Raw genomic sequence first — 20,276 nt, 5'->3', positions numbered from 1 at the left:
CGCGAGGCTGTTGCACAGGTTGGACGTTCGTCAAGCCCTTGATCGACGAAAATGCCGTTTAGCCGAATTTTAGAGGATTTCAACTAGGCAAACTTACGCGGGCACCGGCGTGACGAATCAATCGCCCGGCCAGTTCAAGCTCCAAAAGGAACATTTGCACTGCCGCTGCTGACAGGCTGGATTGCCGGATCAGCTCATCAACCGACACCGGAGTCATGCTGAGTAGCTCGTTTAATAGTTTCCGAGCTTTAGAATCAATTTCGTCTGCTTGCGGTTCTCGTAAAGTAAAATCGTAGTTGGCCGGAGCGAACAGGTCATCAGGCCTGGTCGTACCTGCTGCCCGCTCGTCAAAATGTTGAATCAGTTCCAGTACATCATCGACCGATTGGATGAGCGTCGCGCCCTCCCGGATCAACCCGTTGCACCCGCGCGACCGCGGATCAAGCGGTGAACCGGGCACGGCCATGACATGGCGTCCTGCTTCACCAGCGAGCCTCGCCGTAATAAGGGATCCGGATTTGGGGGCGGCTTCGATGACCACGGTGCCTTGCGCAATGCCGGCGATGATCCGATTTCGATAAGGGAAATGGCGGGCTTTGGGTTCTGTTCCGGGAGGTTGTTCGGCCAGCAAAAGACCTTCATTTGCGATACGCTCTTGCAGATCTTTATTCTCAGGCGGATAGTGCACGTCTATCCCGCCCGCAATAACCGCTATGGTCGATTTGGTGATAGCCCCCTGATGAGCAGCAGTATCTATGCCCCTGGCGAGGCCAGATATCACCGAGACACCCTCGTTCATGAGGCTGTTGGCTAAGTCCCGTGCGAACCGGCATGCAGCTGCTGAAGCATTGCGTGCGCCCACGATGGCGACTGTGGGATGGTTGAGTAAGGACAGATGACCACGCCAGATGATTGCTGGTGGTGCGTTGTTGAGCTCTGCAAGCAAAGGGGGATAATCGGTATCGCCCAAGAACAGATAGCGCGCGCCGAGCTTTTCACTTTGGGCTATTTCTTGTTCAATCGCAGCGCGGTCTGCCAGGCGCGGTGCCCTGCCCCCACCTCTTGCGGCCAGTTCAGGGATTTTCTCGAGTGCGCAGGCTGCGCTACCATAGCGACGGATCAACTGGGCATAACCGACAGGGCCAATATTCGCAGATCGAATCAGCCGCAGCCGATCAAATGTATCGTTCATCTCATTACCGTTTAACGGTTAGGGGGAATTAGGAGGCTCCGACTTTCGGTTCTTCGCCTGCCATGAGGCGTTCGACATTAGCGCGATGCTTCCAGATTACAAGCAAGGCAAAGCCGATAAACATGGGAATCCACGAATAGTGATTCAGGACGACTGCTGTGATTGGCACGGAAACCGAGGCCAACATGCCGCCAACCGATGAATAGCGGAATATGAGCAGAACGCCGATCCAAATGACAGCGAATACTAGTCCCAATATAGGGTCCAAAGCGGCAACTATGCCCAGCAAGGTTGCCACACCTTTGCCACCTTTGAATTTCAGCCAAACCGGGTAAAGATGCCCCAAAAAGGCGCCCATGCCGGCCAAAACACCCAAACCGCTATCGATTTCCGCGGCAATCAGCACCGCCACGGCACCTTTACCAACATCCAACAAAAGCGTCAGCGCAGCTATAGCTTTATTGCCGGTCCGCAAAACATTTGTCGCACCAATATTCCCGGAACCAATCTCTCGAAGATCACCTCCTCCGGTTATTTTGGTGAGCAGAAGACCAAAAGGTACCGCCCCCAGCATATAACCGAAGAAAACAGCCAAAATTGGTTCAATCCACATGGATTGCATCGTACCAAATCCCCTTTAATTTCTGAGAGCTATCTGTAAGAACGGTCTTGAGCAAGGGTTTTGCATTGTAAAAACAGGTAAGTTCAACCAGTTGTAAGATCAATCGAAACGATTGACAATTTGAATTGACCGTTGGCTAGGGGTGCAGTGATGGCAGGCAATCGATCAAAAGCAACCCAGCCTATCTTGTTTTTTGATACTGGAATTGGCGGACTATCGGTTCTTAAAGAAGCTCAGAATTTAATGCCCAATGCACCAATTGTTTATGCAGCAGATTATGCAGGAATGCCATATGGCATGAAGTCGGAGGAAGAGCTTTCTACCCGAATTCCTCTGCTTTTGGGGCGCTTGGTCGAACGCTACAACCCTCAACTGGTAACGATCGCCTGCAACACGGCATCAACCATAGCACTTGACGTTGTCCGCTCTGTTCTGGACATACCAGTCGTAGGAACAGTCCCCGCCATCAAACCAGCCAGTCTAGTGACGAAAACTGGAGTAATTGGGCTTCTGGGAACGCGTGCGACTATCCGTCAGCCATATGTTGACCGACTTGCCGCGGAGTTTGCGTCAGACAAAACGCTAATACGTTTTGGAGCACCAGATCTTGTGGAGGCTGCCGAGACCAAGCTGCGCGGCCAGACTTCTAACCAGAAGTTCATAGATGATGCGGTCGCAGGACTGTTGAAGCAAGAGCATGGTGATCAAATTGATACCGTTGTCCTTGCATGTACACACTTTCCATTGGTGCAAGAGGAATTGCAAAAATCTTTTGTCAGAGCCATTCAATTTATCGATGGTTCACGTGGCATTGCGCAACGAATAAACTATCTGACAAGCGATACAGAGTGGCCGAAAACCGCTAAAAATGGTACCTTTGTGACAACTGGCGCGGTTACCCAACTCCAGCCTTATCATCAAACACTTACCCATTTTGGACTGACCGAATTTGATGAGCTTTAGCGTCTATGCTTATTGCGAATGGTTCGCGCTGGAAATTAAGCACAAAGGACGCTAATGGGCCTTTCAGAGGGATCGCTTGGTAAGAAAATGACACAGGGAATGGTGTAACGTGGACTACGATAAGGTTTTTTCTCAAGCGATTGACCGTCTTCACAGCGAAGGTCGCTACCGTGTCTTTATTGATATCTTACGAAACAAGGGTACCTTTCCGAACGCTCGCTGCTTTGCGCACCATAACGGCCCGAAACCGGTTACTGTTTGGTGCTCCAACGATTATCTCGCCATGGGACAACACCCAGATGTAATCGCTGCGATGGAAGAAGCTCTGCATGACGTAGGCGCAGGTTCTGGCGGCACCCGTAACATTGGCGGTAACACGCATTATCACGTGCAACTTGAGAACGAACTAGCTGAGCTTCACGGCAAATCTGGCGCCCTTCTGTTCACATCCGGCTATGTTTCAAATGAAGCAACGCTCTCGACACTAACCAAAATTCTTCCTGGTTGCGTGATCTTTTCAGATGAATTGAACCATGCTTCTATGATCGCTGGAATCAAAAATAGCGGTTGTGAAAAACGGATTTTCCGCCACAATGACTTAGAGCATCTGGAGGAACTACTAGCGGCAGAGGAAGCCGATACTCCTAAGTTGATCGCATTCGAAAGCATCTATTCAATGGATGGCGATGTGGCGCCACTGCACGAGATCTGTGATTTAGCCGACAAATATAATGCCCTTACATATTGCGATGAAGTGCATGCTGTGGGCATGTACGGAAAACATGGCGGAGGAATTTCCGAACGAGATGGAGCGGCGGACCGCATTACGATTATCGAAGGAACATTGGCTAAAGCCATCGGTGTTATGGGTGGGTATATTACAGCCGATCAAAAGATTATCGATGTCATCCGATCCTATGCTCCTGGATTTATCTTCACCACTAGTCTGTCCCCGGTTCTTGTCGCCGGAGCTTTGGCTAGTGTGCGTCACCTCAAACAGTCTAGTATTGAGCGTGATGGACAACAAGCTGCAGCACAATTATTGAAAAACATGTTCACCGAGGCCGGTCTTCCAGTTATGGATTCAACAACCCATATTGTTCCATTGCTGGTAGGAGACCCGGTTAAGGCAAAGAAAATCAGCGATATTTTACTGGCAGAATATGGCGTCTATGTACAACCCATCAACTATCCCACTGTACCACGTGGTCTTGAACGGCTGCGTTTCACGCCAGGACCTGTCCACACCGAAGAAATGATGGCAGATATCACTACCGCATTGGTTGAAATCTGGGGTCGCATGGAATTGCAGCTGGCAGCTTGATCGCCTTCCATTGGAACTTTTAGTGCTTTCGTGTCTATAAGTTCATATGCCCAATGCAGCTCAGTGGATAGAACCTCATTCTCACGGGATATTTATCAAGCCGGCAAATGCTTGGATTGATCCAGCGAGACCGGTTTCACGTGCACTAGTTACTCATGGGCACGCCGACCATGCGCGCGGCGGTCACGAAAAAGTATGGGCAACCCCAGAAACGCTCGCGATTATGAAACTTCGTTATGGCACAGCGTCTGGACAGCCCGTGCCCTACGGCGACAGTTTTGATCTTGGCGGAGTGAAATTCAGCTATCACTCAGCAGGGCATGTACTTGGCTCTGCTCAAATTTTGATGGAGTTTCAAGGTGAGCGCGTTGTGGCGACGGGGGACTACAAAAGGCGTTCCGACCCAACCTGTGCTTCTTTTGAAGTCATTCCTTGCGATGTCTTTATAACTGAGGCGACTTTCGGTCTCCCTGTATTCAAACATCCCGACACGTCGGTCGAAATCCAAAAGCTGATATCGGCTAAAGAAATGAATCCTGACCGTTGTATATTAGTGGGTGCCTATGCTCTTGGAAAAGCACAACGTGTTATCGGAGAACTGAGGGCTTCTGGATATCATGAACCGATTTTTTTGCACGGCGCTTTGGAAAAAATGTGCAACCTCTATCAAGAACATGGCGTGAATTTGGGCGATATCCAGTCTGTCATGACGACCGAAAAAGAAAAAATGCGCGGGCACATCATATTGGCACCTCCGTCAGCATTGAATGACCGCTGGAGTCGGCGCTTGCCCGAACCTATTACCGCCATGGCGTCAGGCTGGATGCGGGTTAGACAAAGAGCACGCCAGCGCAACGTTGAACTTCCATTGATCATGTCAGACCACGCGGACTGGGACGAATTGACTCAAACCATCAAGGAAGTCGCTCCGAAAGAAACATGGATAACACATGGCCGAGAAGATGCATTGATCCACTGGTGCGCGCTCAATCAAATGAAAGCCAGAGCCTTGGAAATGGTCGGGCGTGAAGAGGAAGACGACTAAAAAATGCGGGCGTTTGCAAATCTTCTGGATAGTCTGATTTATACCCGGTCCCGCAATGGGAAGCTTCGATTGATCAGCGAATATCTGAAGGTTGCAGCAGATCCAGATCGGGGATGGGTGTTAGCAGCGCTAACCGGAGAGATTGACTTTCCTACAGTAAAAGCTTCCGCAGTGCGCAAGATGGCCAACGAGCGTGTGGATGAAACGCTGTTTCGACTTAGCCGAGATTTTGTTGGAGATACCGCAGAAACGGTAGCCCTGATTTGGCCTGATCCCGACCCTGTTTCAGGATCGGAAATGTTGTCTGTTAGCCAGATTGTTGACGAGTTAGCGGCTGTAAGTCGGTCAGATGCACCTGGCCTACTCGCTAAATTCATGGATGGCATGGGAGCAAACGAGCGCTATGCTTTACTGAAATTCGCGACGGGAGGTATGCGTGTCGGGGTATCAGCTCGGTTGGCTAAAACGGCATTTGCGCAGGCCTTTGATATGGTTGTTGAAGACATCGAAGAAGTTTGGCACGCGCTCGCTCCGCCCTACGCCGAACTGTTTGCCTGGGGAGAAGGTAAAGCTGATCGTCCAGACTTAACCGGAGTCCCATTTTTTAGACCGTTTATGCTTGCTCATCCACTCGAAGACAGAGTTCTCGATTTGGCGGAATATATAGCCGAATGGAAATGGGATGGGATTCGTGTTCAGATTGTCGGAACAGGACAGGAAACGAGACTTTTTAGCCGTGGGGGAGATGATATAACTGCCTCATTTCCAGATATTGCTGACGCTTATAAGTCGGTCGGCGTCGTAGATGGTGAACTTCTGGTGCGGGGAGAATTTCAGGGTGGAGAAGCAGCGAGCTTCAATGCTCTTCAACAAAGACTGGGCCGCAAAAGAGTTTCAAAGAAAATGTTGGCCGAATTTCCTGCGTTCGTTCGCCTTTACGATATCTTATTCGATGGCGAAAAGGATTTACGCGACAACAGTTGGGTTGAACGCCGAAAAAGCCTTAAGTCGTTTGTTCCTATGCTGGACCCGCAACGATTTGATATATCAGCTATTTTGGAAGCGCGAGACTTTGATCATCTCAGCATGCTTCGTGACGGCGCACGAGATGCTGCGATTGAGGGCGTCATGTTGAAGCGGAAGGATAGCAGCTATATTTCAGGCCGGAAAACGGGTCTGTGGTTTAAATGGAAGCGCGATCCCTTAGTCGCTGACTGTGTCATGATGTATGCCCAACGAGGATCGGGGAAACGATCTTCTTTCTACTCAGATTACACTTTCGGATGCTGGACAGAGGAAGGGGAGTTATATCCGGTTGGCAAAGCTTATTCGGGTTTTACAGACGAAGAACTCAAAATGCTTGATCGTTTTGTAAGGCAAAATACGCTGAACCGATTTGGTCCAGTTCGGGAAGTTGCTAAGACTATGGTTCTGGAAGTTGCATTTGATTCTATCCATGAAAGCAAACGCCATAAATCAGGACTTGCGATGCGGTTCCCAAGAATATCCAGAATAAGAAAGGATAAGCCTGCGGAGGAAGCTGATCGCATCGTGACGCTTGAAAAGTTAATCACTTAAAAAGCCTGCAGAGGCAAAGCTCTGCAGGCTTAGGGGGAATTGATTGATGAAGATTAGGGCATCACTACCGTATCTATTGCGTGTATAACGCCATTGGACTGGTTTACATCAGCCATCACAACTTTTGATGTTCCGCCTTTGGCATCGGTAAGCATCAATGAGCCATCGGTACCCATGGAAGCTTGAAGTACGCCCCCCTGGACCGTCGAAATAGAAGCGACACCATTGGGTGCTTTTTTGATCAAGCCCATAACATCTTTGGCTTTAAAACGACCAGAAACGACGTGGTACGTCAAAATCGAAGTTAAAGTGGCTTTGTTCTCCGGCTTTACCAAGGTTTCAACTGTACCAGCTGGCAATTTAGCAAAGGCGGAGTTCAATGGTGCAAAAACCGTAAATGGACCGTCACTCGACAATGTTCCAGCCAGATCTGCAGCTGTCACAGCAGCAACAAGTGTAGAAAAATCATCGGTGCTGGCCGCTTTTTCTACGATGTTTTGTTGCGACATTTTTGCATGATGTTTGCCGGCATAAGCGGTGCCGCCGCTGACGAGAGCAAGTGAACCGACAAGTGCAATGGCAACTTTTGAAAAACGAATATTCTTCATGGGGGTAACTCCTAAAAAATTCATATCCGAAACTGGATATGCGAGGAGTTACGGGGCGAGTTTTCTATCGGATGCAAAAATACTCAAATAATTGTTATCTTTCCCGTCGCAACCGGCTCTCCGGTAGGTTTTGCGTGGGGTGTATCGGATGGGGGTTCCATGGAAAGTTCCAAAGTTGCCGCGGAGGTGATCAATTTGCGATGATCGCTGGGAACCGTCATCTGGCTGATTCCGTCGCGCCCGATCTGTCCTAGCGAGCGGGGAACACCGTCACTGCCGACAATCCATAGCTCCGGCTCTGTTTCCGTTTCGGGCATGCCGTCAACATCAACCCGCATCTCGGCGGTCTTGGGATCATAAGATACCGCCAAAACCAGCCCTTCAATGTTGCCGGTCAGTTGCGCAACCGCAACGGACTGGGGTTCAGAAGGTGACGCAAACGGACCGGGACCGACAATCAATGCAAGCGCCAGACAGGCAGCCAAAGCGCCCGATAGAATTGCCCCTATGCGCCAACGTTTCAGTTGAACCACTGTGCCAGATGGGGTGGCCCCGCCATCAATCCGGCTCTCGATACTATCCCAGATTGACGCCTCTGGCTCGACGTCCTGAAATTCCTGAAAAAGCGGATCGATCCGGTCATTCCATTCATCAACCGCACGGGCGAAGGTTGGATCAGACAATTGCTTGCGCAGCGCCGCGGCCTTCTCATCACCATCGAGGAGCCCGAGCGCCAATTCCGCTGCCAGAGTTTCATCATCCGGCACTTCGTCGTCCTTCAGTGGTTCCTGTTCATCAACCATCGTCTATGCAATCCTTCAAACGCTTCAATCCCCGGCGAACCCAGCTTTTTACGGTCCCTAACGGCGTGCCCAGCTTCTGTGCCAATTCATTGTAGCTATGCCCTTCAAAGAAAGCCGTTCGGATCACGTTACGCTGCCGTGCTTCGAGGCTGTCGAGGCATTTGTTCAAAATTTCCGTACCTTCCTGTGCTTCCAGCCTTTCCAATATATTTTGTTCCTTCGCCGCCATATTCGTTATGGCATCATCCGAAACCATCACTCGATTGCCGCCCGATCGTTTCCGATCAATTGCGGTGTTGCGCGCGATAGTTGCCAGCCAGGTTATCGGACTGGCTCGCTGTGCATCAAACCGCGCTGCATTGCGCCAAATCTTAACATAGGCGTCCTGCAGCGCATCTTCCGATGCCTGGCGATCATTTAAGATACGGAGGCAAACGCCAAAAAGTTTCGCCGAGGTCAGATTATATATATCCTGAAACGCCAGACGGTCGCCATTGGCGGCTTGACCAATCAGGCCGGAGAGCTGCGCACGGGCGCGATCTGTTTCATTGGTCTGAGCCATGGTCTCTGGCACAGAGACTATGACAATTTTTCGAAGTTTCAAGCACCTATTATCGCGGCAAAGCGGTCGCGGTCGACATTACCGCCCGAAATCGTAATCGCGGTTCTGTCGGTCACAGCGGCCTTGCCTGACAATATTGCAGCGAGCGCCACTGCCCCGCCGGGTTCCACCACCAGGCGCAGTTTTTCAAACGCGACCCGCATGGCGTGATGCACCTCAGCTTTGGTTACGACCAATCCTGTCGCTTCACGTGCCTTCAAAGCATCGAAAGTTAGCGGCGAGACCAAAAGCGTCTGCAATGCATCACATTCGGTAGGCGGCGGGTTATCCTGAACAGGCACTATGCTGCCACCTTCCAACGACCGCTTCATATCGTCCCATCCTTCCGGTTCGACAACGGTAATGGCTGCCTCCGGATTGACCAGCGATATACCGGTAGCCAGCCCGCCGCCGCCACAGCAAGCCACGAGATGGTCAGGCGGTGCTCCGGCCTGCGCAATCATCTGCTCCCGAATTTCGACACCGGTACTGCCCTGCCCTTCGATAATCCACGGATCATCAAAACTCGGCACAACAACCGCGCCATTTTTGCCGGCAATCTCCGCAGCCAGTTCTTCTCTTGAATCGGCCAGGCGATCATAGGTGATCACCTCTGCGCCTAGTTTCTTCGTATTCTCAAGCTTCGCCAGCGGTGCATCCGCTGGCATGATGATGGTAGCTTTGACCCCAAGCCGCCGGGCGGCCCAGGCTACGCCCTGTGCATGATTGCCGCTGGAAAAGGCCACCACGCCGCACTTGCGTTGATCTTCGGTCAAATCGGTCAGACGATGCCATCCACCACGTATCTTGAAGGCACCGATAGGCTGCAAACATTCCGCCTTGCACCAGATTGTCTTTCCATCGACGGTCAATGGCAATAGCGGCGTTTTGGGAAGAATATCGGCAACCTTTGCTGCGGCCCGTTCGACCCCGGCTGCACTTGGTTTTCGGGACGGGTCCAAAAGTAATTGCTCTGTCATGGCGTCCTTCTATATGCGGTTAGATGATTCCTCTAGCGAAATGAGTGGATAATATGAGCAAGCTTCTGGTGATTGGTGCAGGTGGTGTCAGTTCGGTCGCCGTGCATAAGATGGCGCAATTAATCGCTGCAAAAACGGGACCGTTTTCGGAGATATTTCTGGCCAGTCGTACGCTGCCCAAATGTGAAGCGATTGCAGAGTCTGTAAAACAGCGCACCGGTGTCGCTATCGAAACAGCTCAGATTGATGCGGACGATGTGCCTGCCATGACGGCGCTTATTGAACAGGTGCGGCCTGCTCTCGTCGTCAATCTGGCACTGCCCTATCAAGACCTCCCGATCATGGATGCCTGTCTGGCGACCAAGACAGACTATCTCGATACCGCCAATTATGAACCGCGCGATGAAGCCAAGTTCGAATATAAGTGGCAATGGGATTATCACGACCGTTTCAAGAACGCCGGTATCATGGCGCTGCTCGGCTCCGGCTTTGACCCGGGCGTGACGTCCATCTTCACCTCATGGCTGAAAAAGCATCATTTTGACCGGATCGATACGCTCGACATATTGGATTGCAATGGCGGCGACCATGGCCAGCACTTTGCCACCAATTTTAATCCCGAAATCAATATCCGCGAAGTTACGGCCCCGGCCCGTCATTGGCAGAATGGAGAATGGGTCGAAACCCCTGCCCTGTCCCACAAACAGGAGTTTGATTTTGAGGCTGTTGGCCCAAAAAACATGTATCTGATGTATCATGAGGAAATTGAATCGCTGAAAACCCATATCCCGGAAATCAAGCGGATCCGGTTTTGGATGACCTTCGGCGATGCCTATCTCACTCATCTCGAAGTGCTGCAAAATGTCGGCATGACCCGGATTGATCCTGTCATGTACGAAGGCCGCGAAATTATTCCCCTGCAATTCCTGAAAGCCGTATTGCCTGAGCCGGCGAGCCTTGGGGAAACGACCAAGGGCAATACCAATATCGGGGTCATAGCGACCGGCGAAAAAGACAGCGTTCAGAAAACGCTCTATGTTAAAAATATCTGCAGCCACGAAGCCGCTTTTGAAGAAACCGGCAATCAGGGGGTCAGCTATACCACCGGCGTGCCCGCGATGATCGGATCGGCACTGATGCTGTCCGGCCAGTGGTCCGGCGACGGTGTGTTCAACATGGAAGAATTTGATCCCGATCCGTTCATGGAGATGCTGAACGCGCATGGCCTGCCCTGGACGCTGGAAGAGCTGGATGGGCCGTTAGAATTCTAGATGGAAACCAAAGCAGGCGATCCCGGCGCATTTGCGCATTTTGATCTGGCGCGGGTCCCCTCGCCTGCTTTTGTGGTGGATGAAGCGGCGGTTCGCCGGAACCTTGATATATTGGCGGATGTGAAGGCGCGGTCCGGTGCAAAGATTTTGCTCGCGCTTAAGGCCTTTTCGATGTGGTCTTTGGCGCCCTTGATCGAAGATTATCTCGATGGTTTTTGTGCATCGGGACTGTGGGAAGCAAGGCTTGCCAAGGAGCATTTCCACGGCTCCATTAGTACCTATTCTCCGGCCTATAAAGCGGAAGATCTTGCCGAGATTTTGACGCTTTCCGATCACGTCACTTTCAACAATCCGGCGCAGATTGAAAGATGGAAAAGCGAGGCGGATCAAGAGTTGAACAATTGCGATATCGGCCTTCGCTTGAACCCTGAAATTGCGCTGGGTGAAACGCCAAAATATGATCCTAGCCAGCAGCATAGCCGATTGGGCTTTCCCATCTCACAATTACAGCCAGAGCATTTCAGCGCGATTTCCGGCGTGCATTTCCATAATCTCTGCGAACAAAATTTCGATGCGCTGGAAAAGACATGGAACAAAATTGAACCATTGATCGTCCCTCATTTTGACAAGCTAAAATGGATCAATCTGGGCGGCGGGCATCATATCACACGGGATGATTATGATCGGGAGGCGCTGGTTCAATTCCTGTCTGACCTTAAAGCCAAATCGGATTGCGATATCTATCTCGAGCCGGGTGAAGCGGTCGCGCTTGATGCTGGAATATTGGTTGGCGAAATATTGGATGTGTTTGATAACGACATGCCGATTGGGATTACCGATATATCGGCAACCTGTCATATGCCGGATGTGATTGAGGCTCCTTATCGCCCTGCGATGCTCGACGAAGCGAACGAAGGAGATCCTATCCGACTGGGCGGTCCCAGCTGTCTGGCAGGTGATATTATTGGTGGTTATAGGCTGCCGGAACCGCCCCATATTGGTCAGCGGATCGCGTTTCTGGATCAGGCGCATTATTCAATGGTCAAAACCAATACATTTAATGGCGTGCCCCTGCCCTCCATCTGGTTGTGGAACAGCGAGACCGATGATCTGCGCTGCGTCAAACAGTTTGACTGGACTGAATTTCGCGACCGTCTCAGTTAAATTTCGACTCAAATTGTTGCATTGCAATAACATTCCGCATTTACGCCATATTTCTGGGTCATAGAGTCTTTACAGATTGCAAAAGCGAGCATATAGCCGCCTCCGCTGCCCCATGGCCGACCACGATTCAGCATGGTGATTCCGCAAGGCAGCTCAATCGATCTTTAAATCTAAGGGGGTCCCTTGAGTTGCACAATTTCCATGATGCGCAGGAGCTGACGAAGGCTCTTTGTCCCGACATTCCAGTTTTGCTGAACCGTCCGCACGCGGCGCGGCGCGCAGCGCGTTACTTTGTCGAGCAGTTTCCCGGCAAGTCGCTCTATGCGGTTAAGGCAAACCCTTCGCCTGCGCTTTTGAAATTGTTGTTCAGTGCCGGCATGACTCATTATGACGTTGCGTCGATTGATGAGGTGCGTCTGGTGCACAATGTGCTGCCGGAAGCCGTGCTGTGCTTCATGCACCCGATCAAATCAGAAGCGGTCATTCGCGAAGCTTATCATGACCATGGCGTGCGGATATTCTCGCTCGATTCTATCGAAGAGCTTGAGAAAATTGAGCGTGCTACTAATGGCGCAGAAGACTTGACGCTTTGTATCCGTATCAAGGTTGCGTCGGAATTTGCACAGATCAGTCTGGCTTCAAAATTTGGCATTGATGTCGATGATTCCACCCCTCTCCTGCAGCGCGCACGTCAGGTCGCTGATCAGCTGGGCATATGTTTCCACGTCGGCAGTCAGGCGATGACGCCGCTGGCTTACGTCCATGCTCTGGAGCGGGTAAGGACGGTAATTGTTGAAGCATCGGTGACCGTCGATATTGTCAATGTTGGTGGCGGTTTCCCGTCCATCTATCCCGATATGGCGCCGCCATCACTGAACCATTATTTTAGCGCGATCGACCGAACGTTTGAAGATTTGCCGATTAGCTATTCGGCGGAGCTTTGGTGCGAGCCGGGCCGGGCGCTGGCAGCGGAATATAATTCGCTGATCGTGAAGGTTGAACAGCGCCGCGGGAACGAGCTTTATATCAATGACGGCGCCTATGGTACGTTGTTTGATGCAGCGCATATTGGCTGGCGTTTTCCGGTGCAGCTGCTCGGCGATCAGGTTGATGAGGTCGCGACGACAGAATATAGTTTCTATGGTCCCACATGTGACGATATGGATCATATGGCGGGACCGTTCGTGCTGCCCGAAGATGTAAAGGCAGGCGACTATATCGAGATCGGTATGCTTGGGGCCTATGGATCGGCCATGCGAACCAAGTTTAACGGTTATGGTTCGATTGCCGACTATGATGTTGCTGATGAACCGATGGCCAGCGCTTATGTGGGTGATAATCTTGATCGCTCTGACCGAGAAAATGTGGTGTCTTTCCCCGGGGCATAAGCTCTGATTAAGTTGCATTTGACAATTTACAATATGTGAAGCAGGTTCCTTCCGAACTTCTGGGAGGATAAGATGGATACTGCAATATTGGCACCGGCGGCCCTGTTGGTCATCTGGTCGCTTATCATGCTTTTCTGGATGGCTGGCACACGGCTTCCGGCAGCCAAGAAACTCGGCATCGATATCACCGCCAAGCCCGGTGGCCGGGGGCCAGATGTCGATCCGCAATTGCCCGATAAAGTGGCGTGGAAGTCGCACAACTATTCCCATCTGATGGAGCAACCGACGCTATTTTATGCGACGGTTGTCATCCTGGCCGTCGCAGAAGCGGGCACGGGGATTAATCTGTGGCTGGCATGGGCCTATGTGGCACTACGCATCGCGCACAGCATCTGGCAGGCGACGGTCAATCTGGTGAATGTCCGCTTTTTGCTCTTCGTGGCATCGACAATCTGTCTGATGATCATGGCGATAAACGCATTTTTCACGACAGTGGTATGATTTTTTAAGGGGGTAAAACAAATGGAAAATAGTCCAATATTACAGCCTGTTGTAGCGCTGATCTTGTGGACCATGATTATGTGGTTGTGGATGTACGTCACACGCATTCCGGCCATGAACAAGGCGAAAGTTGATCCTGACAAGCTTAGTCGCCAGTCAACTGCGGGTGGACTCGATACTCTCTTACCGCCGGAAATCCAGTGGAAAGCGCATAATTACAATCACCTGCTGACCGAACCGACATTATTCTATGCTGTGTGCATTGTCTTGGCGATTGTCGGACAAGGCGACGGGCTTAACTTGACCATTGCATGGGCTTATGTTGGTCTGCGCGTGTTGCACAGCCTTATCCAGGCAACGATTAACAAGATCATGTACCGCTTTTTGGTATTTGCATTATCAAGCTTGTGTATTATCGCTCTGGCCATTCACGCAGCGCTTGCGGTGTTCCACTAACCAGAAACGGTCTTTCCCATGCCCAACCTTTTGAATGTCGCTATAGTCCAGGCGGCACCGGTTCCCCTGTGCATTGACAAGGGCATCGAGCAGGCAGTCGATTTGGCACGAAAGGCCAGCGACCAGGGCGCACGGATGATTGGCTTTGGCGAGACATTCCTGGGCGGCTATCCAATCTGGCTTGACGAGGCACCAGGGGCTGCGCTGTGGGATCATCCGGGCAGCAAGGCCTTGCACCGTATCCTAATGGATCAGGCAATAACAGAGAACGACCCGCGTTTGGCGCCACTACAGGACCTGGCAGATGCGAAGAAGCTTTGCATATCCATTGGCGTGCACGAACGCCTCCGCTCCAGCCTGTATAACAACCAGATGCTGTTCCGTCCGGATATGCCCGTACTGAACCACCGCAAGCTGGTACCAACCCATGGGGAACGCCTGATCTGGAACCGCGGCGATGGTTCGACCCTAGACGTGCATCAGGCGGACTGGGGCCGCGCAGGTAATCTGATTTGCTGGGAGCACTGGATGCCCCTCGCCCGTGCCGCGATGCATAATCTGCGCGAAGACGTCCATGTCGCAGCTTGGCCGACGGTTAGAGAGACTTATCAGATCGCCTCACGTCATTATGCTTTTGAGGGCGGATGTCATGTGCTGGCGGCAGGCACATTATTGCATCGCGATGATTTGCTGGAAGGTTTAAAACTGGTGGGCGGCAACGACGAAGCACTCTCGCTGTTCAAGGAAATTCCGGATACGCAGTTGCAATTCGGGCAAAGCATCATTGTCGCACCGGATGCGAGCATAGTGGCAGAAGCAGGTGAACAGAACACTATCCTTGCGGCTGAAATTGACCTTGATGCTGGCAAAGAGGCAAAGGCGGCGCTCGATGTTGACGGCCATTACTCTAGAGCGGATGTGTTTGACTTGACGGTCGATACGCGATCAAAAGCCGGTGTGAACTGGTCCGAAAACTAAAATATCCCGGCTATGCCTTCGTGAAGCTCGAAACCAGCTCGACATGGGTCGACCACAGAAACTGTCCCACCGGCCACAGCGCATCCAACCGATAGCCCGCGTCGCAAAGCTGCTTGGCATCACGCGCAAAGCTAGCCGGATTGCAACTTATATAGCAGATTTTCGGCACATCCGACTGCGCGATCTGAGCAATCTGATCACGAGCGCCGGCTCGAGGTGGGTCCAATATCACGGCGCCAAACCGGTTCAATTCTTCCGGGCTCAGCGGCCGCCGAAATAGATCGCGATGTTCGGTAAATATCTGCCGCCCTGAGAGGTTGGCCGCCATTTTCAATGCGCCGATTGCATCGCGCGAACCTTCTGCGGCATAGACTTTTGTTTCTTCACTCAGTGCAAATGTGAACGTACCAAGACCAGCGAAGAGATCCGCGACAAGTTTGGTATCGCCTACCGATTCCAGCATCGCGGCAACCAATATCGCTTTGCCGTCATGTGTAGGCTGCAAAAAGCTATTATGCGGTAATGCTACCGATATCCCGTTAAACGTTACGGTAACCGGTTCTGGTTCCCATTGGGTTTCCGGCCCATATCCATTATCGACGGATAAACGTGCCAGTTTATTGGCCTTGGCAAATGCCGCCAATCCTTCCCGTTGTTCCAAATTTTCCGGCTCATAATTCTTGATGCAGATATCGACGCCTTGATCGGCAAGGCTCATCTCAACATTCATATCACGTTTGCGCCGTGCCACAGATTTCAAGTAATCTCGCAACGGTCCAATCACGGAAAACAGTTCCGGTCGCATGATTTCACACTGTTTCAGATCGATAATCCGGTGGCTCCCTGCTCCGCTGAAACCCAGCTTAAAGGTCTTGCCCATCAAGGCCGCGCGCAGGCTAGCGCGAATACGACTGTGGGGTTTTGAAATATAGGGAGCATGCATGGTACCAGCACTTAACCCTTGCCCCTCCAGGGCATAAGTTACTCGATCAACCACAAATTGCGCGTAACTTTCATCATCAATATGCTGAAGGGCACATCCGCCACATTCCTTAAAATGCTGACATGGAGCTTCCACATGATGTGGCCCCTTTATCAGACCGCCATCTTCGTTCAGCCGATCCAGCGGTGCAGAAAAGGATATATGGCGACCATCTGCGGTAACGCCGTCTCCTTTGGCAGCAACGCGCAAGATGACATTTGGATCGATTTCAGTGCTCATAGGCACTCTTGGATTGCTTTCGCGATATGATCAATCAGTATCTCAGGTGAGAAGCTCGGCCCCGCCAAACTGGCGGCTCGACTGTGCAGCCATTGCCCTTGCTGAGCGGCCAAAAACATATCTTTTTCATTTGTGAAACGCGCTGCAATCATACCCGCCAAAATGTCACCCGTTCCCGCAGTCGAAAGCCAGTTGGACGTTTGTTGGGCCACAACTGCATCTCCCATGGGATTGGCTATCACGGTATCACTGCCCTTATGGACCACGACTGCGCCACTTTGTGCGGCCAGTTTTACGCTTGCATATATCTTGGAGCTTTCGCCTCCACCGGACAGAGCCGCAAATTCTCCGCTATGAGGCGTCATTGCAACAGGCGAAGATCGGCCTTGCAGGCGATGCACCTCATCCCCCAATAGCATCAATGCATCTGCGTCGAGAACAACCGGCTTTTCAATTTCGAGAACCGCGTCCAGTAGCTGCTTAGCGTTGGAATCACGGCCTAATCCGGGGCCGATGACGATGACGCCAATTCTTTCGTCGGCCAGTTTTGCACGTAGTTGTTTCACGTCATCACAAGGTACAGTCACGATGCTGTGGTTGGGCGATTCAAAGTCAGATCCGGCAAATATCTTCACATAGCCTGCGCCAGACCTCTGGGCGGCCAGTGCCGATAGTTTTGCTGCTCCCTTCATCGGGCCAGCCACTATCGCTACTAATCCTCTGCTATATTTGTGATCCGTCTTGCCTGGCTCTGCAATTGTTCGACGTGCCAGCAATTTCGTCTGTGAAACCGAACGAACACCGATATCGACGCCAACGCGATCTCCCATAAGCGCCGCTGCCGGATTCAAATAATGGGCCGGTTTATACGCACCGAGCGCAATGGTCAGGTCATAGTTCGACACTTCATTCAGTCGTGATCCGGTGTCGGTTTCAATACCGCTCGGCAGATCGATCGCCACCCGCCGTTGAGCGCCATTGGATAATCGGTGATAATGCTTCAACAGGTTTCCCGAAACCGGACGCGTCAGTCCGGTCCCGAACAAACAATCAACAAACTGCATTTCGGGTTCGGCTTCTTCTAAGGACAGCATCACCCCCTGCCACAGGGATTTTGCAGTTTTTGCGGCATCAGTACTGGGCTCTGCGCTCGCGACAATTTTTACAATCGCACCTTTTTCCAACAAAGCTTGAGCAATAACATAGCCATCCCCCCCATTATTGCCGGGACCGCAAATTACCAGTGTCGGTATGTGAGGGGCTGTTCGCCAGATATAGTCGGCGGCGCCCGATCCCGCCCGGTCCATGAGCGCGATGACCGATGATCCATTCGCGATGAGGTGCTGCTCAGCTTCCTGCATTTCTGCAGCAGTGAGGATATGCCCGTTATTGAGCATCCTGACCGTTAGTTTCCGGCTTGTGGTGCTGATCCATCCGTTGGGTTGGCAGCATCGGCCGTCGCGGGTGATTTCATGCGTGCTGGCATCAGATATTTGTCGGACCCGACGCTCACCAGAATTTTGTCCTCTTCGACAATTTCAACCTGGGCTCTCTCTGATCCATCAGCGGCTTCCAATCCGCGACCATCGGTAAGAATGTTGAATCGCCTAAAACCACCGTCGGGGTGCCGTACAATGAGCGTCACGCCATTTTCACCGGCCAGGCGCTCGCTTTGGCATCCTTTTGAAAAGTCGGTATCCCCATTTATCGCGCACTCTATCAAACCCTCATTAGCCGCCTGGGCAGCTGCATCTTTCTCAGCCTCGGCCAGAACCGCATTGTCCGGTTTACCGCACCCCGATACAAGCAATAGAGCTAAAGAAGCGCTAAATATCCGCATAGACATGTTTTTCCGCTTTCGCTCCCGGATGCGTTACAGCACCCTTATAGGCAGGTCCGACATTTTGTGCATAGCGCCATAATGCCCCTGCCCCATAATCATTTCCATGCGGTTTGAAACGTGCACGGCGCTCTTCCAATGTTTTTTCATCCACTTCCAAGTCAATCGTGCCCGCTTCCGCGTCGATGTTGATCATATCACCATTTTCGACCAGTCCAATCGGACCGCCGTCGGCTGCTTCAGGTCCGACATGTCCGATACAAAAACCACGTGTGGCTCCAGAGAACCGGCCATCTGTGATCAATGCGACTTTTTCACCCATGCCTTGACCATAAAGCGCAGCTGTTGTGGCCAACATTTCCCGCATGCCGGGCCCTCCTTTCGGGCCTTCATTGCGGATGACGATTACAGATCCTTCTACAATTTCGCGTTTTTCAACTGCGGCAAAAGCATCTTCTTCACATTCAAATATCTGCGCAGGACCGCGGAACTGAAGGCGCGCCATACCTGCTACCTTCACAATGGCTCCTTCAGGGGCCAGTGAACCTTTCAGCCCAACAACACCGCCGGTCTCGGTAATCGCATTTTTGACATCATAAATGACCTTCTGATCACTATTCCATGTAATCTCGTCAATATTTTCACCCAGAGTTTTTCCGGTTACGGTGATGCAATCAACATTAAGGAGGTCATGCTCCATCATCGTTTTCATCAGCATGTAAACACCGCCAGCATTGTGCATGTCCCGTGCGACATATTTGCCTCCAGGTTTCAAGTCAGCCAGGTAAGGCGTTGATTTAAAGGCTTCCGCAACGTCAAATAGATCAAAATCAATCCCTGCCTCGCTCGCCATCGCGGGAAGGTGAAGCGCAGCATTTGTGGAACCGCCTGTTGCCGCCACAATACGGGCCGCGTTCACAAAAGCATCACGGGTACAGATATCGCGCGGACGTAAATTGAGCTCTATCAAGTCCATAATCTGCCGTCCGGCAGCAACGGCCATATCATCGCGGCTTTCATAAGGCGCCGGTGCCATATTGCTGTTAGGCAGTGACAGTCCGATCGCTTCGGCAACACAGGCCATGGTATTCGCGGTAAATTGACCACCGCATGCGCCATGCCCCGGACATGCGACCTTCTCGAGTTCAATCAGTTCCTGCAGCGGGCAGTTGCCGGCGCTATGTTGTCCAACCGCTTCAAAAACGTCGACGACTGTAACATCTTCATCATGGAAACGACCGGGCAGTATTGAACCGCCATATACGAAGATTGAAGGCACGTTGAGGCGCAGCATCGCCATCATCATGCCTGGCAGGCTTTTGTCACAGCCTGCATAACCAATGACCGCATCGTAACAATGGCCACGAACGCTGACTTCGACCGAATCCGCGATAACTTCGCGTGATACCAGAGAAGATTTCATTCCCTGATGCCCCATGGCGATGCCGTCTGTCACCGTGATCGTGTTAAACCGGCGTGGGGTTCCGCCAGCCTCAATAACCCCTTCCCGCGCCATATCGGCTTGCGCATCCAGCAAGGTGTTGCACGGCGCACTGTCGTTGCCAGCAGATGCAATGCCAACAAATGGCTTTGCAATATCCTCTTCCGTCATGCCCATCGCGTAATAATAGCTACGCTGCGGTGCGCGCTCTGGGCCAACGCTGACGTGGCGGCTTGGCAGGTTGGATTTGTCGAACTTACGGGTCATTTAATGGTCCTAAACAGGCTATTTCTAATCGC

At 51.8% G+C, this 20,276-nt stretch carries 20 protein-coding genes; 10 read left to right on the top strand and 10 right to left on the bottom strand.

Translation table 11 applies throughout. The annotated features are described in order from the left end of the window. Window positions 1–79 precede the first annotated feature (79 nt). Window positions 80–1,192, bottom strand: a complete 1,113-nt coding sequence (gene dprA, locus BS29_RS09100; RefSeq protein WP_229953350.1) for a DNA-processing protein DprA — start codon at window positions 1,190–1,192, stop codon at window positions 80–82. A 28-nt stretch (window positions 1,193–1,220) separates the two neighbouring features. Then, complete coding sequence (gene plsY / locus BS29_RS09095) at window positions 1,221–1,814, bottom strand: glycerol-3-phosphate 1-O-acyltransferase PlsY (RefSeq protein ID WP_229953349.1); 594 nt, start codon at window positions 1,812–1,814, stop codon at window positions 1,221–1,223. Window positions 1,815–1,964: 150 nt separating this feature from the next. On the opposite strand from plsY, the gene murI reads away from it, so the two are divergent. From murI to BS29_RS09075, 4 genes are all read left to right on the top strand, one after another. Continuing rightward, window positions 1,965–2,777, top strand: coding sequence for a glutamate racemase (gene murI, locus BS29_RS09090; RefSeq protein WP_229956840.1), 813 nt, complete (start codon window positions 1,965–1,967; stop codon window positions 2,775–2,777). 109 nt (window positions 2,778–2,886) lie between these two features. Next, window positions 2,887–4,101 (top strand): 5-aminolevulinate synthase, encoded by a 1,215-nt coding sequence (gene hemA / locus BS29_RS09085; RefSeq protein WP_229953348.1) that lies wholly within the window; start codon window positions 2,887–2,889, stop codon window positions 4,099–4,101. 46 nt (window positions 4,102–4,147) lie between these two features. Beyond that, window positions 4,148–5,146, top strand: a complete 999-nt coding sequence (locus tag BS29_RS09080; RefSeq protein WP_229953347.1) for a ligase-associated DNA damage response exonuclease — start codon at window positions 4,148–4,150, stop codon at window positions 5,144–5,146. A gap of 3 nt (window positions 5,147–5,149) precedes the next feature. Beyond that, window positions 5,150–6,724 carry a cisplatin damage response ATP-dependent DNA ligase gene (locus tag BS29_RS09075; protein WP_229953346.1) on the top strand — a complete coding sequence of 525 codons (1,575 nt, stop codon included), beginning with the start codon at window positions 5,150–5,152 and terminating at the stop codon, window positions 6,722–6,724. 53 nt (window positions 6,725–6,777) lie between these two features. Here the strand turns inward: BS29_RS09075 and BS29_RS09070 are convergent, their stop codons facing one another. From BS29_RS09070 to BS29_RS09055, 4 genes are all read right to left on the bottom strand, one after another. After that, on the bottom strand, window positions 6,778–7,332 hold the full coding sequence (locus BS29_RS09070) for a fasciclin domain-containing protein (protein ID WP_229953345.1): 555 nt from the start codon (window positions 7,330–7,332) through the stop codon (window positions 6,778–6,780). A gap of 83 nt (window positions 7,333–7,415) precedes the next feature. Continuing rightward, window positions 7,416–8,135, bottom strand: coding sequence for an anti-sigma factor (locus BS29_RS09065; RefSeq protein ID WP_229953344.1), 720 nt, complete (start codon window positions 8,133–8,135; stop codon window positions 7,416–7,418). Beyond that, complete coding sequence (locus BS29_RS09060) at window positions 8,128–8,697, bottom strand: sigma-70 family RNA polymerase sigma factor (protein WP_229953343.1); 570 nt, start codon at window positions 8,695–8,697, stop codon at window positions 8,128–8,130. Before BS29_RS09060 ends, BS29_RS09065 begins: the two co-directional genes overlap by 8 nt. Before the next feature lie 38 nt (window positions 8,698–8,735). Beyond that, window positions 8,736–9,716 carry a threonine ammonia-lyase gene (locus tag BS29_RS09055; protein WP_229953342.1) on the bottom strand — a complete coding sequence of 327 codons (981 nt, stop codon included), beginning with the start codon at window positions 9,714–9,716 and terminating at the stop codon, window positions 8,736–8,738. A 53-nt stretch (window positions 9,717–9,769) separates the two neighbouring features. Between BS29_RS09055 and BS29_RS09050 the strand changes: the two genes are divergently transcribed. The 6 genes from BS29_RS09050 (at window position 9,770) to BS29_RS09025 (ending at window position 15,474) form a co-directional block, all read left to right on the top strand. Further along, window positions 9,770–10,987: a saccharopine dehydrogenase family protein gene (locus tag BS29_RS09050; protein ID WP_229953341.1), complete on the top strand. Its 1,218-nt coding sequence runs from the start codon at window positions 9,770–9,772 to the stop codon at window positions 10,985–10,987. Further along, window positions 10,988–12,151, top strand: coding sequence for a carboxynorspermidine decarboxylase (locus tag BS29_RS09045; protein ID WP_229953340.1), 1,164 nt, complete (start codon window positions 10,988–10,990; stop codon window positions 12,149–12,151). Between the two features lie 188 nt (window positions 12,152–12,339). Beyond that, window positions 12,340–13,539, top strand: coding sequence for a type III PLP-dependent enzyme (locus BS29_RS09040; RefSeq protein ID WP_229953339.1), 1,200 nt, complete (start codon window positions 12,340–12,342; stop codon window positions 13,537–13,539). Window positions 13,540–13,611: 72 nt separating this feature from the next. Continuing rightward, on the top strand, window positions 13,612–14,040 hold the full coding sequence (locus BS29_RS09035; protein WP_229953338.1) for an MAPEG family protein: 429 nt from the start codon (window positions 13,612–13,614) through the stop codon (window positions 14,038–14,040). A gap of 21 nt (window positions 14,041–14,061) precedes the next feature. Continuing rightward, window positions 14,062–14,496 carry an MAPEG family protein gene (locus tag BS29_RS09030; protein WP_229953337.1) on the top strand — a complete coding sequence of 145 codons (435 nt, stop codon included), beginning with the start codon at window positions 14,062–14,064 and terminating at the stop codon, window positions 14,494–14,496. Window positions 14,497–14,514: 18 nt separating this feature from the next. After that, the gene (locus BS29_RS09025; RefSeq protein WP_229953336.1) at window positions 14,515–15,474 is read left to right on the top strand and encodes a carbon-nitrogen hydrolase family protein; all 960 of its coding nucleotides are present in this window, start codon (window positions 14,515–14,517) and stop codon (window positions 15,472–15,474) included. 10 nt (window positions 15,475–15,484) lie between these two features. Here BS29_RS09025 and BS29_RS09020 read toward each other — a convergent pair whose 3' ends face one another. Genes BS29_RS09020 through ilvD form a run of 4 tightly spaced genes read right to left on the bottom strand, consistent with a single transcriptional unit; the run spans window position 15,485 to window position 20,244 of the window. Continuing rightward, window positions 15,485–16,696: a class I SAM-dependent RNA methyltransferase gene (locus tag BS29_RS09020; protein ID WP_229953335.1), complete on the bottom strand. Its 1,212-nt coding sequence runs from the start codon at window positions 16,694–16,696 to the stop codon at window positions 15,485–15,487. Beyond that, window positions 16,693–18,093 carry an NAD(P)H-hydrate dehydratase gene (locus BS29_RS09015; protein ID WP_229953334.1) on the bottom strand — a complete coding sequence of 467 codons (1,401 nt, stop codon included), beginning with the start codon at window positions 18,091–18,093 and terminating at the stop codon, window positions 16,693–16,695. The genes BS29_RS09020 and BS29_RS09015 overlap by 4 nt, the downstream gene beginning before the upstream one ends. Window positions 18,094–18,101: 8 nt before the next feature. Beyond that, the gene (locus BS29_RS09010; protein ID WP_229953333.1) at window positions 18,102–18,536 is read right to left on the bottom strand and encodes a hypothetical protein; all 435 of its coding nucleotides are present in this window, start codon (window positions 18,534–18,536) and stop codon (window positions 18,102–18,104) included. Then, window positions 18,523–20,244, bottom strand: coding sequence for a dihydroxy-acid dehydratase (gene ilvD, locus BS29_RS09005; protein WP_229953332.1), 1,722 nt, complete (start codon window positions 20,242–20,244; stop codon window positions 18,523–18,525). Before ilvD ends, BS29_RS09010 begins: the two co-directional genes overlap by 14 nt. Window positions 20,245–20,276 lie beyond the last annotated feature (32 nt).

The organism is Parasphingorhabdus litoris DSM 22379 (assembly GCF_020906275.1).
In the GTDB taxonomy this organism is placed as follows: domain Bacteria; phylum Pseudomonadota; class Alphaproteobacteria; order Sphingomonadales; family Sphingomonadaceae; genus Parasphingorhabdus; species Parasphingorhabdus litoris.
This window is presented reverse-complemented; position numbering and strand designations above follow the sequence as displayed.

Bases quoted from the DNA above. Each gene is read 5' to 3' on its own strand.
- dprA (WP_229953350.1), bottom strand. From the start codon at position 1,192: ATGAACGATACATTTGATCGGCTGCGGCTGATTCGATCTGCGAATATT.
- plsY (WP_229953349.1), bottom strand. From the start codon at position 1,814: ATGCAATCCATGTGGATTGAACCAATTTTGGCTGTTTTCTTCGGTTAT.
- murI (WP_229956840.1), top strand. From the start codon at position 1,965: ATGGCAGGCAATCGATCAAAAGCAACCCAGCCTATCTTGTTTTTTGAT.
- BS29_RS09080 (WP_229953347.1), top strand. From the start codon at position 4,148: ATGCCCAATGCAGCTCAGTGGATAGAACCTCATTCTCACGGGATATTT.
- BS29_RS09075 (WP_229953346.1), top strand. From the start codon at position 5,150: ATGCGGGCGTTTGCAAATCTTCTGGATAGTCTGATTTATACCCGGTCC.
- BS29_RS09070 (WP_229953345.1), bottom strand. From the start codon at position 7,332: ATGAAGAATATTCGTTTTTCAAAAGTTGCCATTGCACTTGTCGGTTCA.
- BS29_RS09065 (WP_229953344.1), bottom strand. From the start codon at position 8,135: ATGGTTGATGAACAGGAACCACTGAAGGACGACGAAGTGCCGGATGAT.
- BS29_RS09060 (WP_229953343.1), bottom strand. From the start codon at position 8,697: ATGGCTCAGACCAATGAAACAGATCGCGCCCGTGCGCAGCTCTCCGGC.
- BS29_RS09055 (WP_229953342.1), bottom strand. From the start codon at position 9,716: ATGACAGAGCAATTACTTTTGGACCCGTCCCGAAAACCAAGTGCAGCC.
- BS29_RS09050 (WP_229953341.1), top strand. From the start codon at position 9,770: ATGAGCAAGCTTCTGGTGATTGGTGCAGGTGGTGTCAGTTCGGTCGCC.
- BS29_RS09045 (WP_229953340.1), top strand. From the start codon at position 10,988: ATGGAAACCAAAGCAGGCGATCCCGGCGCATTTGCGCATTTTGATCTG.
- BS29_RS09035 (WP_229953338.1), top strand. From the start codon at position 13,612: ATGGATACTGCAATATTGGCACCGGCGGCCCTGTTGGTCATCTGGTCG.
- BS29_RS09030 (WP_229953337.1), top strand. From the start codon at position 14,062: ATGGAAAATAGTCCAATATTACAGCCTGTTGTAGCGCTGATCTTGTGG.
- BS29_RS09025 (WP_229953336.1), top strand. From the start codon at position 14,515: ATGCCCAACCTTTTGAATGTCGCTATAGTCCAGGCGGCACCGGTTCCC.
- BS29_RS09020 (WP_229953335.1), bottom strand. From the start codon at position 16,696: ATGAGCACTGAAATCGATCCAAATGTCATCTTGCGCGTTGCTGCCAAA.
- BS29_RS09015 (WP_229953334.1), bottom strand. From the start codon at position 18,093: ATGCTCAATAACGGGCATATCCTCACTGCTGCAGAAATGCAGGAAGCT.
- BS29_RS09010 (WP_229953333.1), bottom strand. From the start codon at position 18,536: ATGCGGATATTTAGCGCTTCTTTAGCTCTATTGCTTGTATCGGGGTGC.
- ilvD (WP_229953332.1), bottom strand. From the start codon at position 20,244: ATGACCCGTAAGTTCGACAAATCCAACCTGCCAAGCCGCCACGTCAGC.